We start from the raw sequence: 15,266 nt of genomic DNA, 5'->3' as shown, positions 1-15,266 counted from the left end.
TTCTGGGGGACGACCCCCAGACCCCCGGTGGGACTCTGGGGCGACCCTGCTCGCTGCTTCGCAGCCGGCCATCCGATGCCGGTCGTACCCGGACTACCCCGCCCGTTCGTGCTGGATGAACGCGGTCAACGCGTCCACAACCGCGTCGGGCTGCTCGTCAGGAATGAAGTGTCCGGCATGCGGGATGACGACGCCGGTCGCGTTGTCCGCCCAAGGGCTGATGGAAGCGGCCATGTCGGGGATCGAGCCATGGGAGCCGGAGATTCCCAGCACCGGGACGCTCACGTGCTGCCGGTCAAGAGCGCCATGGTTCTTACGCGCCGATTCCGCGGCATCGCGGTAGTAGGCGAGAGACGCTCGGAGACCGCCCTCGGCCGCGACAGCGGCGGCGTAATGGTCGATCTCGGCACTGTCGAACGTGTTCGGGGACAGCGCTTTGGCCTTCAGGAACCAGTCGACGTAGTCGCGCTCGCGACCGGCGAGCAGTGTCTCGGGGAGATCGGGCACCAGGTGGAATGCGAAGTGCCAGGTCTTCCAAGCCCGGTCGGGATCCGTCGGGATCGCGTCCGGGAGGGTGATACCGGGGATGCCGGCGTCGAGCAGAGCGACACCGTGCAGGCGCTCTTCGTAGGTCAGCGCCAGCGAGAAGGCAACCCAGGCCCCGATGTCGTGGGCGACGAGCCAGTACTTCGGCACGTCGAGTGCGGTCAGCGCGGTCTGGACGCGCGAAGCGACGGTGTGCGTGTCGTAGCTGCCGTGCGGGCGGTCGGAGTGGCCTTGTCCTGGCAGGTCGATTGCTATCACGCGGAATCGAGCGGCAAGGCCCGGCATCGCTTTGCGCCAAGCCCACCAGGTCTGCGGAAATCCGGCGAGCAGGACGACGGCAGATCCGGTCGGCTGCCCGCCTTCCACGGCATGGATTCGGACGCCGTCCGCGTCGACCCAGCGGTGCGTGAATCCCGCGAGGTCCTGCAGCGGCAGCCCGGAGATCGTGTTCTGGCCGCAAGGGCGGTTCGCGGCTGTTGCAGAGTCGGTCATGCCTCCAGCCTCGCATCTTGAACTGGTTAGTTCAATATACGATGGGCGGGGCACGACGGCTCGGGCGCAAGGAACGGGGTGCATGCGCGATGGTCGGCAAGAAGCAGTTCGACGTTGACGTCGTGCTCGATGCGGCAATGGTTCAGTTCTGGCGGACCGGGTACGCCGAGACATCGCTCGACGACCTCTCCAGGGCGACCGGATTGAACCGCAGTTCCATCTACTCCTCGCTCGGCGACAAGGACGCGCTCTATCTGCGCTGCCTGGACCGCTACGCCGCGCGCTACGGGGACAGGTACGACCAGGCCCTTTCAACTGCGCTGGAGGAGCCGCTGCGGGCGATACGGGAGTTCTTCGAAGTCACCCTGGAGCGCATCGCCGACCCCGATCTGCCGGACGGATGCCTGATCGCCCAGACCGCGATGGCGGTACCGGTGCTGAGCCCGGACATCGCCGCGCGTGCGATCGAAGCCCTGAGCTTCCAGCGCGCGCGGTTGCGGACCGCCTTGAAAGCCGCGGAGTTGGCCGACGGCGACGCCGACGACTTCGCCGTTCACCTCGCGGCGGTCAACCAGTCGCTAGCCGTGATGAGCAGGGCCGGGGCGAGCCAGGAGCAGCTCCACTCGGTGGCCGAAATCAGCCTGAGCGCCCTCTCGCAGGCGTTGTACGCCCGGCGCCAGGTGTGATGTCCCGGGATATCGGTAACAGCCGACACGCCTCGCACAGCGGTTGAAACAGGAGAGGGCCTTCTACTTCCGGTACGGACCTGCGCATGGTCACCTGCACCGCAGCGTCCGGACGCAGCGATGCGGGCAAGCTCGGCCACCTCGGCGCCATCGGCGGCCGCTCCGCCCGATCGCAGGTGTGAGAAGCCCGGCACTCCGGACGGCATGGCCGGTATCCGGCTGCCGGGCATGACCCGCGCGGTCCCGCGCGGCCGGTGTGCTGCGTGCCGGCCCGATCGGTCGGGACCGACCGGGGGGCGACGGGGCCGCCCCGGAGCCGACCGGTGCCGACCGCAGCGGCACATACCCTCGAAGCGTGACCGAAACGCTCGACACCGCCGACCCCGCGGTCGCGCTCGCGCGGATGCGGGCGCTGCTGGGACGGGGGCCAGTGGTCGCGCTGACCGGGGCGGGGATCTCGACCGACTCGGGGATCCCCGACTACCGCGGCCCCGATTCGCCGTCGCGCACGCCGATGACCTACCAGCAGTTCGTCGGCGACCCGGCCTTCCGCCGCCACTACTGGGCGCGCAACCACGTGGGGTGGCGCCATGTGCACGAGACCCGGCCCAATGACGGGCACCGCGCGCTGGCGCGGTTGGAGGAGGCCGGGGTCGTATCGGCGGTCATCACCCAGAACGTCGACACGCTGCACGAGTTGGCGGGCAGCAGGCGCGTCATCGACCTGCACGGCCGCTACGACCGGGTGGTGTGCCTCTCGTGCGAGCAGGTCACCCCGCGCTCCCGCCTGGCCGAACGCCTCACAGCGCTGAACCCCGGCTTCACCGGGGGAGTGGACGACGTCGAGATCGCGCCCGACGCTGACGCGGTCCTGGCCTCCACCCGCGGTTTCACCGTCGCCGACTGCGCGGACTGCGGCGGGGTGCTCAAACCCGACATCGTCTACTTCGGCGAAAACGTGCCCAAAGACCGCGTTGTAGAGGGCTACCGGCTCGTCGATGACGCCGAGGCCCTGCTGGTCGCGGGCTCATCGCTGACAGTCCTCTCCGGCCGCCGGTTCGTGAAACGCGCCGCAGAACAGGGCAAACCGGTCGTGATCGTCAACCGCGGCCGCACCCGGGCCGACGCCCTCGCAGCTCTTACCCTGAACTCCGGCTGTTCACCGGTGCTGCGCAGCCTCGCGGCGGCCTACGGGCAATGAGCCCGCCGGAAGGTCGGCGAGCCTACCGGCGGGCGGGCCGGCCGCGGAGTGGACCAGGGCACCCCGCGGGTCCGGTACTATAGAACGCAGACAAGGGGCTATGGCGCAGTCGGTAGCGCGCCTCCATGGCATGGAGGAGGTCTGGGGTTCGAATCCCCATAGCTCCACTCGGCTCGACTCTGGGACGACCCTGCTCACGGCTTCGCCGTATCGCCGGGTCGTCTCGTTGTTTCTTCTGGGGGACGACCCCCAGACCCCCGGTGGGACTCTGGGACGACCTTGCTCACGGCTTCGCCGTATCGCCGGGTCGTCTCGTTGTTTCTTCTGGGGGACGACCCCCAGACCCCCGGTGTGCGGCTTCGCCCTGGCATGACCATGCAGAAATGCCTGTCTCAGCTGCCATATTCAGGCGTTTCTACATGGTCGTCAGCGCGCCGGGTGGCGGCAGGCCCATGGCCGCAGTCGCCCCTGGCTGTTGACCCGGGCGCGGACTGCCGCTGTGCGGTCGCCCGCCCGGTCGGTTGCTCGTGTCCCGCGGGGCCCGTCGGTGGGCTCTTATGAGGCGGTTTCCTCCGCTGAGAGCCGCTGCCAGATACGGGTCAGGTCGCGGAGGTCGTCGTCGTCCAGACGGCCGAAGAAGATCGTGCGCAGCTTGTCGTGCTGCTGTTTCCATGCCTTGCGCATCAGGTTGCGGCCGGCCGTGGTCAGTACGACGTCGACGGCACGGCCGTCGGTGCCCGACTGGCGCCGTTCGATCAGGCCGCGCCGCTCCAGGCGGTCGGCGAGCCGGGTGAAGCCGCCCGTTGACATCAGGCGCTGCTTGGCCAGGTCCGACATGCGCATGCCTTTCCGGCCCGCCTCGCCGAGCAGCGCCAGCACGCTGTACTCGGCCATCGTCACCCCGAGCGGCGCCATCTCGGCTTCGATCTCGCGCCAGATCCGGTCGTGCGTGTGCAGGAAACCGCGCCAGGCGTCGTCTTCGGGTTCACTGAGCCGCGGGATCGTCACGGCCACCACGCTACCGGGTTCGCGGGCCACCGTGTGCATCGCCGAGTTGAGCGGGTGCGCCCGTGCGTGGTGCGCCGCGTGCTGGTCTCCGGGGTTCCGCGCATGGAATAAGTTGTCTGCGCATGCAGTTAGTTATCCATGGCGCGCCTCAACAGGGGGCATTGCACCTCTCCAAGAGAGAGAAAGGGAGACCGGCATGGCATTCGAGCTAGGGGTCCTGACGTTCGGCGAGGTCACCGAGGACCCCTCGACAGGCGAAAACCCCACCCCGCAGCAGCGCATGCGGGAGACCATCGAGATGGCCGAAACCGCCGACCAGGCGGGCCTCGACATATTCGCGGTCGGCGAGCACCACCGCACGGACTTCGTCGCGTCGGCGCCCCCGGTTGTGCTCGCCGCCGCCGCGCAGGCGACCCGCAACATCCGGCTGAGCAGCGGAGTCACCGTGCTCAGCTCCGACGATCCCGTGCGCGTATGGGAGCAGTTCGCAACGGTCGACCTCCTGTCGGGAGGCCGCGCCGAGATCATCGCCGGACGCGGTTCCTACACCGAGTCGTTCCCGCTGTTCGGCTACGACATGGCCGACTACGCCGACCTGTTCCGCGAGAAACTCGACCTGCTGCTGCAGATCCGCGAGCAGAACCCGCTGACCTGGTCCGGCCGGTTGCGCCCCGACCTGGTGGAGGCCGACATCGCGCCGCGTGCCCACGGCGACACGCTCCCGGTCTGGGTCGGTGTCGGCGGCACCCCCGCCTCGGCGATCCGTGCCGGGCAGCTCGGCCTACCGATGATGCTCGCCCTGCTGCTGGGCCCGATCACCTACCACCAGCAGACCGTCGAGCTCTACCACCGGGCCGCGGCCGAGGCCGGGCACCGCACCGACGCCCTGCGGATCGGGCTGACCGCACACGGCTACGTCGGCCGGACCAGTCAGCACGCACGCGACACCATGTACCCGTACTTCGCCAAGGGAATGATGGACAACAACCACCAGCGGGGCCGCGGCTTCCGGATGCCGCGGCGCGCTTTCGACGCGCAGACCGCGCCGGGTACCGGCCTGCTGGCCGGCAGCCCGCAGGAGGTGATCGACAAGCTTCTGACGTACCACGAGTTGTACGGGCTGGACCGGGTCATCGTCCAACCGGGCTTCGGAGGCATGCCGCAGCGGGAGGTTCTTGAGGGGATCGAGCGGCTCGGCGGCGAGGTCGCGCCCGTTGTGCGCCGCGAAACCGCCACCAGCGGGACCGCCGGCGCAGCGGCGGGAGTTGCGCCATGAGCGCGGATCCGGCGGCGATCGCCCACCGTCCCGGGCACGGGGAGAGCACGCCGCTCCGGGTCGTCGTCGTCAACGGCAGCCCGAGCGAGCGGTCCAAGACAGCGGCACTGGCGGGTGTCGTCGTGACCACCTTGCGGGAGCTGCTCGGTTCCGACGCCCACGACACACCGGACGTGCAGGTACGGTTCGTCGACGTCTACCACCTCGGCGCGGGATTCACCGGTGCGCTCGAACGCGGAGACGTGACGGCCGAGGTGGAAGACGCGCTTGCCGCAGCCGAGCGCGCCGACCTCCTGGTTGCGGCGACACCCGTGTTCCGCGGCTCCTACACTGCGATGTTCAAGCACTTCTTCGACCTTGTCGACCAGTATGCGCTGGCCAACAAGCCCGTGTTCCTGGCGGCCACCGGGGGAGGCGAACACCACGCGCTCGTGCTGGAGCACGCCCTGCGGCCGCTGTTCGGGTTCTTCCAAGCGATGACCCTGCCGGTCGCGGTCTTCGCCTCGTCGGGCGACTTCGACGGCACCACCCTGCTCAACCCGCGCGTCTACGGGCGCATCGAGATGGCCTTGACCGACGTGATCGGTCTGCTGCGCGCCCCGTCCGCATCGGCGGACCCGGGCGCGAGAGCACGATCATAGGAGTGCTGCGGCCCCCCTTACCGCTCGCGCCGATGCGGCTGCGCGGCTTAGCTTGGCAACATGACAGGAGCAGGAGGCAGCGAGCTCGGCAGGTTCCTGCGCGCCCGGCGCGAGCTGGTGCGGCCGGAGGATGTGGGCATGGTGCCCGGTAGCCGCCGCCGCGTCGCCGGGCTGCGGCGCGAAGAGGTCGCGGCCCTCGCCGGTGTGAGCACCGACTACTACACCAGGCTGGAACAGGGGCGCGAACGCCACCCCTCGGCCCAGGTCGTCGGAGCCCTCGCCCGCGCGCTCGCACTGGACGCCGACGCCGACACCCTCCGGTACCTGTACGCGCTCGCCCTCCCGGTCCCCGGGCGCAGCCGCCGGCGCCCGCCGCGGGAGCGCGTCAGCCCGCAGCTGCTGCGGATGATGGAGGGCTGGGACCGAACACCGGCGCTGGTGCTGGGCCGCTACCTGACGGTGCTGGCGCACAACGCGCTCGGCGCGGCGCTGTTCGCCGGACACACCTACAGCGGCGACCTGGTGCGGCTGGTGTTCCTGGACCCGGACGCGCGCGGCTTCTATCCCGACTGGGAACGGGTGGCGGCCAACACAGTCGGCGGGCTGCGCGCGGCCGCGGGCACCGACCACGACGACCCGCGGCTGATCGAGACGGTGGGCGAGCTGTCGGTGAAGAGCGCCGAGTTCCGCCGGCTGTGGGCCCGGCACGACATCCTGCAGAAGACCCACGAGACCAAGCGGTTCCACCACCCCCTCGTCGGCGAACTGACGCTCGAGTACGAGGCGCTGACCGTCAACAGCGCGCCCGACCAGCAACTGATCGTCTACCAGGCCGAACCGGCGAGCCCCTCCGAAGAGGCGCTTTTGCTGCTCGGCAGCTTGGCGGCCGGCGACACCGCCGCGCCCGCCCGCCCGGCCGAGGACCGCGGCGGCCGCTGACGCGCGGTCCGCCCGCCGCACACGGAACCGCCACCACCCGTCCCAGCGCGGCACACCACCGCCACGCAGGGCGATTGAGTATGCCCGAAAAGAAAGGCACGCAGCATGACAGGCAGCAACGGCAACAACGCCGGCAACGGCGATGACACTCCCGTCTGGTTCATCACCGGCTGCTCCACCGGACTGGGCCGGGCGCTGGCCGCCGCCGTACTCGAGCGCGGTTGGCGGGCCGTGGTCACCGCCCGCCAACCCGACCAGGTCGCCGACCTTGCCGCCGCCCACGGCGAGCGCGCGCTCGCCCTGGCACTCGACGTGACCGACCCCGGCCGGGTGGCCGCGGCGGTCCAGGAGGCCGAGGACGCCTTCGGCCGCATCGACGTACTCGTCAACAACGCCGGCTACGGCTACCTCGCGGCGGTCGAGGAGGGCAACGACGCCGAGATCCGCGCACTGTTCGACGCCAACGTCTTCGGGGTGGTCGACATGACACGGGCCGTCCTGCCCGGGATGCGCGCAAGGCGCAGCGGCCATGTCGTGAACATCTCCTCCCTGGGCGGGCTGGTGGCCTTCGCTGCCACCGGCTACTACCACGCGACCAAGTTCGCCGTGGAAGGCCTGTCGGAGTCCCTCGCCGCCGAAGCGGCCCCGCTCGGGATCAAGGTCACCATCGTCGAACCGGCTGCGTTCCGCACCGACTGGTCGGGCCCGTCGATGCAGCAGTCCGCGGAGCGCATCGCCGACTACGACGACACCGCGGGCGCGCGGCGCAGCTCCACACTGGCGACCTACGGCCGGCAGCCGGGCGACCCGGACCGCGCCGCCGAGGCGGTGATCACCGCTGTCGGCGCTAAGGAACCGCCGCTCCGGCTGCTGCTCGGCAAGGCCGCCTACACCGTCGCCACCTCCAAGCTCGACACCCTGCGGGCCGGGTTCGACGCCTGGCGCGCGGTCACCGACAGCGCCGACTTCCCGGCGGACACCCCGGCCGGCTGACGGCGGGCGGCGGGCTGCGTTCCGCCGCGCGGATCCTCTGCAGCAGCGTTGTCCTCGGGCCGGGTGACCGGTACCGGCCGGAGGGGAACCGGGCGGCACCCTCGTACGTCTTCGGAGTGTGCAGCCTGCCGGCAGCGGCAGGCCACCCGGAGATCCGCCCCCGATCCCGTCCCCCCGAGTCCTGACAGTTCCCGACCCCGCACCCGGCACCGCCGGCGCCCCACCGCCGATTACTGGAGGGGACGCCTATGGGTTACCGGGCCGCGGAATGTAAGTTCGGAGGAGCCCCTTTTAACGGCCCCGGAGACGTACCGATCCGCCCCCGGAACCGCCGCCTGGCATCCGCGGCCGTTGACCCAGCAGAGGACGACCGTGACCCCGACCTCCCCCACTGCCCGCCGCAGGTCGGCGGGGCGACTCCTCAGCGCCGCCAGCGCTGCGGCCGCCGCCGCAGCACTGGCGCTCTCCACTGTGCCGCAGGCCCTGGCCGCTTCCGCGCCGCCGCTCGCGTCCGCCGGCGCGGGTACCGGGCCCGAAGCCAGTGCCCGCATCGCCTACGTCGACTGGTGCGACCAGGGCGCGATCGGAGGGATCACCACCTCCGGCAGCGGTGCCGAGGACATCGCCGCCGCCGACTGGAGCACCGATCCCCGCGGTCTGGGCGGCTCCCGGCACTTCGCCGATTCCCCTGACCACGCCTTCAGTTCGGTGGTGCGCAAGGATTCCCGGCTCACCGCTGTCTCGGGTGTTTCCGATGTCCGCTTCAACCCCGACTGCCGGGCCGTTCCCGGTGCCTCGCCGGGTACACCGGTGGCGGCGGCGTTCGGCCGCGGTGCGCTGCTGACCCTCGACTCGGCCTCCTCCTCGGCGTGGTGGAGCGCGGATTCGGGGCCGCAGGCCAAGACCACCGTCCGCGGCCTGGAGATTCTCGGCCGGCCCGCCGATGTCTCCGATGGCGACTACGCACGGACCTTTACCGCCGATTCCGGCACGGGGAAGGTCGCCGTGGCCGTCACGGCCGAGCAGGGCGTGAGCCGTTTCACGGCATCCGAGCATGCCGCCGACTCCGCCGGCCTGCGCGCCGCGGCAGGGCTGTCGGTCCGCTTCGAGGTGGCCCGCATCGATGCCGAGGGCAACCCGGTCAGCGGGTTCGAATACTCCGTCGAGTTCGCCGGCGCCGCTGTCCGCGTCCCCGACACGAGCGGTCCGCTGGCCGAAGACCCCCGCGCCACAGCCACTCCCACCCCGCCCCCCACACCCACGCCCATCCCCACGCCCAGCTCCAGCACGGCCGAAACCGGTGCCCCCGAATCCGCCGGACCCACTGAATCGGCAGAACCGACCGGTCCCGCAGACCCCGGCAACTCCGCCGGGTCGGGCCGGCCCGACCAGCCCGATCAGTCCGGCCGGCCCGACCAGTCCGCCGGTCCGGGCGGCTCCGGCGGGAGCGCGGACCCGCTCCCGACCGACACTCCCACGGGAGCCGGCACCGGCTCCGCGGCCGGCGATTCCCGCGACCGCCCGCCGGGTGCCGCGGCCGTCGACGGCACCTCCAGTGCCACCGCCGATGCACCGACCCAGCAGGACCCCGCCCCCGGCCCAACCGTCGCGGCGCCGACCGATCCGGAGCACGCCCCCTCGGTCGACCCGGGCGGCACCGGGCAGGACCCCGCCGATTCGTCCGGCATCGGGCGGCTGCCGGTCGCGGGCGGCGCGCTCGCCGGGCTGGTCGCCACCGGGCTGGCCGCACTGGGCGGCGGTGGAACCGCGATCTACCTGGGCCGCGGCCGCAAGTCCGGCCTCGACCGCGACGACATCGGCCACAAGAGCACCCGCTGTTCCCGCTCCACCGGTGAATGGGACTAGGTTGTGCCGCCCGTTAGGGACGGTCGAAAGGGGACCCGCCCTGGCTCCCTCCTCGGCCTTGCGAGAGCGGCACTGGTGCCTATCGCAGCGCCCCGCGCCAAATCGGCGCTTCGCGCATGGGGCGCGGGGCGCACACGAGTGCGCCGCTCGCTACGGACGGACCCACCAAACCAACCTAGCCCGGTGATCGAAGTGACCGTGCAGGCATGCCCGGCCGAGCGTTAAGTTCCGGGTATTTCTGCACGTCCCACAGTAGGCCGCCTCGAATACGCACCGCGGGTGGCGCCGCGGCGGGGCGGGTATGGTCCTGGCCGCTCACCACTCCAACGGCGAAGGAGGCCGGGTATGTCGCTCACCATGGGCGGCGGGCCGTTCGCGCATGACGCGCCCGCGACGGTGAACTACACACTCTCCAGCCCGAACCGCGTGCTGTACATGCACCCGTTTCCCCGCCGGGTCCGCGCCGAGCTCGGCGGGCAGGAGGTCCTGGACTCCGACCGGGCGATGCTGCTGCACGAGACCTCGCTGCTGCCGCAGGTGTACGTGCCGACCGAGGACATCCGCGCGGAGCTGCTGACCCCCAGCGACCGCACCACCCACTGCCCTTACAAGGGCGATGCCTCCTACCGGCACCTGCGGGTGGGCGACCGGGTGGCCGAGAACGCCGTGTGGACCTACCCCGATCCCGCGCCCGGGGCCGAGTGGCTGCGCGGGTACTCGGCGATGTACTGGGACGCCGCCGACACCTGGCTGGACGAGGACGAGCCCGTCCGCGGCCATTTGCGCGATCCCTTCCACCGGGTCGACGCCCGGCCCACCACCGCCCTCGTGCACGTCTCAGTGGGCGAGACGGTGCTCGCGCGGTCGGCACGGCCCAAGGTGCTCTCCGAGACCGGCCTGCCCAACCGCTTCTACCTGCCGCCCGGCGATGTGCGCCGCGAGCTGCTGGTGCCGAGCCGCACCCGGACGTACTGCCCCTACAAGGGAAAGGCCGACTACTGGACCCTGCGGCTGGGCGACCGCGAGATCCCCGATGTGGCGTGGTCCTACACCAGCCCGCTCAAGGACGCCCGGGACGTGCGCGACCACCTGTGCTTCCTGCACGAGGATCTCACCACCGCGGTCGAGCGCACCTGAGCCGGGCGCACCCGTGCGGCGCCCGGTCTGTGGACAACCGCTCCCGGCCGTCACCGGCAGGCGGTACTGTCTCACCGTGGCTGATCTTCCCGACGTCGAGACCCTGCTCAACGCCGCTGTGCGGGCCCTCGGCGGCACCCGGCGCGACGGCCAGGCCGTCATGGCCGATGCGGTCTCAACCGCCATCGACACCGGCGAACACCTGGTCGTGCAGGCGGGCACCGGCACCGGGAAATCCCTGGCCTACCTGGTGCCGGCGATTCGCCATGCCATGGCCGAGGACACCACGGTGGTGGTCTCCACCGCCACCCTTGCGCTGCAGCGCCAGCTCATCGACCGCGACCTCCCGCGGCTGGCCGCCGCCCTCGCGCCGCTCATCCACCGCGAACCCTCCTTCGCCATCCTCAAGGGCCGCCGCAACTACCTGTGCCGCCACCGCCTCCAGGGCGCCGACTCCGCCGACCCCGAAGACGCCGAACTGTTCGATCCCCGGCAGCTTTCCTCGGTGGGCCGCCAGGTCAAGCGGCTGCACGAATGGGCCGAGGAAACCGTTACCGGCGACCGCGACGAACTCGTCCCCGGTGTCAGCGACCTCGCCTGGCGCCAGGTCTCGGTCTCGGCCAACGAATGCATCGGCGCCGCGGCCTGCCCGTTCGGCCAGGAATGCTTCTCCGAACAGGCCCGGGTCGACGCCGGCGGCGCCGACCTCGTCGTCACCAACCACGCCATGCTGGCGATCTCGGCCATGCAGGGCTACCAGTTGCTGCCCGAACACCGGGTACTGATGATCGACGAGGCCCACGAACTCGTCGACCGCGTCACCTCGGTCGCAACCGGCGAACTCGGCGAACGCACCGTCAGCGCGGCGGCCAAGCGCGCCGGCCGGTTGCTTGAGGCCGGGCTCGCCGAACGGCTCGGCGAATCCGGCGACGGCTTGGCGCTGGTGTTCGGCGAGGCCGAGGCCGGCCGGCTCGACCACCTGCCCGATGCCCTGGCCAATGCGGTGGCCGTCGTCCGCGACTCCGCGCACGCGTGCATCAGCGCCATCCGCACCGGATCCACCGAGTCCGACCCCGACCACGCCACCTTGCGCAAGCAGGCGCTCGCCGCGCTTGAGGAACTGCACGACACCGCGGTGCGCATCCTGGAGTCCTTCGAGCCGGCGCTGCGCGAGCGCCGCGACGTCGTTTGGCTGGCCAAGGGCCCCAAACAGGCACCCACTCTGCAGGTGGCCCCGCTGGCCGTGGGCGGCCTCCTGCGCGAGAAACTCTTCGGCGACCGCACCGCCGTGCTCACCTCGGCCACCTTGGCGCTGGGCGGCACCTTTGCGCCGCTGGCCGTCCAATGGGGCCTGGGCCGCGAGACCTCGGGCCAGGTGGCCGCCGCGCCCGCGGCCGGGGCGGCCGCCGTCGCCGACATTCCGGGTGCCGCCGAGGATCCGGACACCGGAACGGGCGAACCGGAAACCGGCGACACCGGTACCGACACAGGTTCCGGTACCGGCACCGACGCCGACGACCCCACCAAAGCCGCGGGCGAACCCCGCTGGCGCGGGCTCGACGTCGGGTCGCCCTTCGATCACGCCCGCAGCGGAATCCTCTACGTCGCCCGGCATCTGCCTCCGCCCGGCCGCGACGGACTCGATCCCCGCTACCTCGACGAAATCGCCGGGCTGGTCGAGGCCGCGGGCGGCCGCACCCTGGGCCTGTTCTCCTCGATGCGCGCCGCCACCCAGGCCGCCGAGGAACTGCGCGAACGCGTCGAAGTCCCGATCCTGTGCCAGGGCGACGACTCCACCGGCCGGCTGGTCGAGGAATTCGCCGACGACGAATCCTCGTGCCTGTTCGGCACGCTGTCGCTGTGGCAGGGCGTCGACGTCCCCGGCCGTTCGCTGCAGCTGGTCATCGTCGACCGCATCCCGTTCCCGCGCCCCGACGATCCGCTGGCCTCGGCGCGCTCCCGCGCGGTCGGCGCCCGCGGCGGCAACGGTTTCATGGCGGTGGCGGCCACCCACGCGGCACTGCTGCTCGCCCAGGGCACGGGCCGGCTGCTGCGTTCGGTGCAGGACCGCGGGGTGGTCGCGGTGCTCGACCCCCGCCTGGCCACCGCGCGCTACGGCGGCTTCCTGCGGTCGTCGCTGCCGCCCTACTGGGGCACGACCGATCCCGAGATCGCCCGGGCCGCGCTGCGCCGGCTCGCCGGCGACCCTCCCGCCGACCCCTGAACCGCCCTGCAGGCGCCCAGCCGGCGCGGGTGCGCCCGGCGGGCAGGGCAGGGTCCACCGCGGCGGCTCAGCAGCGTTTCAGGCCGCGCCGGAACGGGTTCGGGCCTGCGGCGGCCGGGGCGGTTTCTTCAGCGCCGCACGCGGTAGCCGAACAGCCGGACCGCATAGCCGGGGGTGTCGTCGTCGGCGGGCTGGATATACCAGCGGTCGTCGTTGTCGCCGATCGACAGCTCGTTCCACATCAGGTCGATCAGTTTGAGCCGCGCCACAACCGATGAGCTGGGGTCGAGCACGATCGCGTAGGACAGGTCGGTGAGCCGCTGGGTGACCATCCCCACCGGCTGGCCGTCCCAGATGGCCGGTACCGGGGCGTGGCCGATGTCGATGCCGCACAGCCGGAGCTGCTCGATCTCCTCGTCCAGGGCCTCGGTGGCCAGTGCGTCGTCGAGTTTGAGCGCGTCTTCGAGTTCGTCGCGGTCTTCGTCGTCGCGCAGGTAGGCGTGGTAGGTGCGGTGTCCGCAGGTGCGGCACATGCGCCAGACGACGCACCGGGCGAGGCCATAGGCCGACTGCGCTTCGCCGATCGCCCGATAGGCGCTGACTGCCCGGCTTCTGCCGCATTCACAGCACAAGGCGGTGAGATCCTGCTTCATCCTTCAGTCCCCCTCCCAGGTGAGTATGCGATGGGAGACCCGGATTAGGGAACCCGGCGGCTGAAGGAGTTCCGGCAAACTATCGCCAACCGGGCCGTCATCGATGACCAAAACCCCCGCGCCCGCCCGCTGATGCGGCGACCCGCCCGAGTACCGGCCCGGCTCTCAGCGCGTGGTCGAGTTGCTGTTCTCACCGCCGGCGTCGTCGCGGCCGGTGCCCGGCGCGGCCGGGTCCGTTCGCCGCTTGAGGCCCAGGGGCACCGTGAGCCAGCGGGCGAGCCACCGCCCGGCCGCAGTGGTGCCGTTGCGTTGCGGGCCGCGCCCGGGGCCGGTGCGCCTGCCGCGGTCGTCCTCCTTGGCGAACGCCGCCGCGGCGTCCCGGTCGTCCCTTTCGCCAGTGGTGTCCCCGTCGTCCCTATCGTCAATGGTGTCGCGGTCGGGTGCCGGCGTATCACCGCCGGTGCCGGTCTCGTCGGCGCCGATCGGGGCGGGCGAGTTCAGCAGCGGGTGCGCCGCGACCTGGTAGCGGCGGATGTAGATGCTCAGGAACGCCTGCAGGCTGGCACCCGCCGGCAGTGCGAGTAACGCGCCCGGGGCGCCCAGGATGGCGGCGCCGGCGATGACCGCGCCGAATGCCACGGCCGGGTGCATGTCCAGTGTCCGGGCGGTGATGCGCGGCTGCAGCAGGTAGTTCTCGAACTGCTGGTAGACGATGACGAAGACGAGTATCCACAGCGCCGGCCAGGTGCCCTGCATCAGCGCCACCAGTACCGGGATGGCGCCGCCGATGTAGGTGCCCACGGTCGGGATGAACTGCGACAGCACGCCCACCCACAGCGCCAGCGCGAACGCGTAATGGACGTCCAGCACGACCAGCGCCAGGTAGTGGGCGACGGTCGCGATCAGCGCCATCAGCGCGCGGGAGTAGATGTAGCCGCCGGTCTTGCTGATGGCGATCTCCCAGGCGCGCAGCACCTCGCGCTGGGTGCGCGGCGGCAGCACCGAGCAGATCGTGCGGCGGAACCGGGGGCCGTCGGCGGTCAGGTAGAAGGTGAACAGCGCCACCGTAAGCCCGTTGAACAGCAGCACCAGCAGTGTGGTGCCCGCGCCCCAGGCGTTTTCGGCGAGGCTGGAGGCGTACTGGTTGACCAGTCCGGTGGCATCGGTGATCTCGCTGAGCAGCGTGTTGGGCGAGAACCGGGTGTTGAAGGTGACGTTGACCCAGTTCAGCAGTCCGCGGCTCATCGCCGGCACCTGGTTGATGAACTCCAGTACCTGGCCGACCAGCATCGACCCCAGTACCGAGAAGAACACGGCCACCAGGACGACGACGCCCAGCATCACCACACCGGTCGCCGGCCCGCGCGGCCAGCGGTGCTTGTGCAGCCAGTTGACGGCCGGCTCCAGCGCCAGCGCCAGGAACAGCGAGACCAGCAGCAGCACGAGCAGGCTGCGCAGCTGCAGGAACAGCCAGCCCGCGATCGCGAAGGCGATCACCGTCCAGGCCACGAGCATCAGCGCCCGCGGCAGCCACGGGGGCACACTGTTCTTGGTCGGTGGGACCGGGGCGGTCATGGGCGGTGGTTTCGCCTTCCTGCTCCGAG

At 71.2% G+C, this 15,266-nt stretch carries 13 protein-coding genes and 1 tRNA gene; 10 read left to right on the top strand and 4 right to left on the bottom strand.

The window, feature by feature from the left end:
* Positions 1-93: 93 nt before the first annotated feature.
* On the bottom strand, positions 94-1,038 hold the full coding sequence (locus tag ACYVD5_RS16105; RefSeq protein WP_461001865.1) for an alpha/beta fold hydrolase: 945 nt from the start codon (positions 1,036-1,038) through the stop codon (positions 94-96).
* 89 nt (positions 1,039-1,127) lie between these two features.
* Between ACYVD5_RS16105 and ACYVD5_RS16100 the strand changes: the two genes are divergently transcribed.
* The 3 genes from ACYVD5_RS16100 (at position 1,128) to ACYVD5_RS16090 (ending at position 3,092) form a co-directional block, all read left to right on the top strand.
* Positions 1,128-1,724 carry a TetR/AcrR family transcriptional regulator gene (locus ACYVD5_RS16100; protein WP_461001864.1) on the top strand — a complete coding sequence of 199 codons (597 nt, stop codon included), beginning with the start codon at positions 1,128-1,130 and terminating at the stop codon, positions 1,722-1,724.
* A gap of 355 nt (positions 1,725-2,079) precedes the next feature.
* The gene (locus ACYVD5_RS16095; protein WP_461001863.1) at positions 2,080-2,925 is read left to right on the top strand and encodes an NAD-dependent protein deacetylase; all 846 of its coding nucleotides are present in this window, start codon (positions 2,080-2,082) and stop codon (positions 2,923-2,925) included.
* A gap of 94 nt (positions 2,926-3,019) precedes the next feature.
* Positions 3,020-3,092, top strand: a tRNA-Ala gene (locus tag ACYVD5_RS16090).
* A gap of 388 nt (positions 3,093-3,480) precedes the next feature.
* Here ACYVD5_RS16090 and ACYVD5_RS16085 read toward each other — a convergent pair.
* Positions 3,481-3,933 (bottom strand): MarR family winged helix-turn-helix transcriptional regulator, encoded by a 453-nt coding sequence (locus ACYVD5_RS16085; RefSeq protein WP_461001862.1) that lies wholly within the window; start codon positions 3,931-3,933, stop codon positions 3,481-3,483.
* Between the two features lie 196 nt (positions 3,934-4,129).
* On the opposite strand from ACYVD5_RS16085, the gene ACYVD5_RS16080 reads away from it, so the two are divergent.
* From ACYVD5_RS16080 to ACYVD5_RS16050, 7 genes are all read left to right on the top strand, one after another.
* Complete coding sequence (locus tag ACYVD5_RS16080) at positions 4,130-5,209, top strand: LLM class flavin-dependent oxidoreductase (RefSeq protein ID WP_461001861.1); 1,080 nt, start codon at positions 4,130-4,132, stop codon at positions 5,207-5,209.
* Positions 5,206-5,850: an NAD(P)H-dependent oxidoreductase gene (locus ACYVD5_RS16075; RefSeq protein ID WP_461001860.1), complete on the top strand. Its 645-nt coding sequence runs from the start codon at positions 5,206-5,208 to the stop codon at positions 5,848-5,850. The genes ACYVD5_RS16080 and ACYVD5_RS16075 overlap by 4 nt, the downstream gene beginning before the upstream one ends.
* 60 nt (positions 5,851-5,910) lie before the next feature.
* Entirely contained in the window at positions 5,911-6,789 is an 879-nt protein-coding gene (locus tag ACYVD5_RS16070) for a helix-turn-helix transcriptional regulator (protein WP_461001859.1), read from the top strand.
* 105 nt (positions 6,790-6,894) lie between these two features.
* Entirely contained in the window at positions 6,895-7,782 is an 888-nt protein-coding gene (locus ACYVD5_RS16065; protein WP_461001858.1) for an oxidoreductase, read from the top strand.
* Between the two features lie 372 nt (positions 7,783-8,154).
* Positions 8,155-9,648: a hypothetical protein gene (locus ACYVD5_RS16060; protein WP_461001857.1), complete on the top strand. Its 1,494-nt coding sequence runs from the start codon at positions 8,155-8,157 to the stop codon at positions 9,646-9,648.
* A 345-nt stretch (positions 9,649-9,993) separates the two neighbouring features.
* A complete protein-coding gene (locus tag ACYVD5_RS16055; RefSeq protein ID WP_461001856.1) occupies positions 9,994-10,785 on the top strand; it encodes a DUF427 domain-containing protein in 792 nt (263 codons plus the stop codon).
* 76 nt (positions 10,786-10,861) lie between these two features.
* Positions 10,862-13,009 carry an ATP-dependent DNA helicase gene (locus ACYVD5_RS16050; protein WP_461001855.1) on the top strand — a complete coding sequence of 716 codons (2,148 nt, stop codon included), beginning with the start codon at positions 10,862-10,864 and terminating at the stop codon, positions 13,007-13,009.
* 128 nt (positions 13,010-13,137) lie between these two features.
* Here the strand turns inward: ACYVD5_RS16050 and ACYVD5_RS16045 are convergent, their stop codons facing one another.
* On the bottom strand, positions 13,138-13,662 hold the full coding sequence (locus tag ACYVD5_RS16045; RefSeq protein ID WP_461001854.1) for a DUF6315 family protein: 525 nt from the start codon (positions 13,660-13,662) through the stop codon (positions 13,138-13,140).
* A 165-nt stretch (positions 13,663-13,827) separates the two neighbouring features.
* Positions 13,828-15,237, bottom strand: coding sequence for an AI-2E family transporter (locus ACYVD5_RS16040; RefSeq protein ID WP_461001853.1), 1,410 nt, complete (start codon positions 15,235-15,237; stop codon positions 13,828-13,830).
* Between the last annotated feature and the right edge of the window lie 29 nt (positions 15,238-15,266).

Source organism: Streptomonospora sediminis (assembly GCF_054778995.1).
The sequence above is the reverse complement of the archived record's forward strand: the minus strand, read 5'-3'. Positions and strand labels throughout refer to the sequence as shown.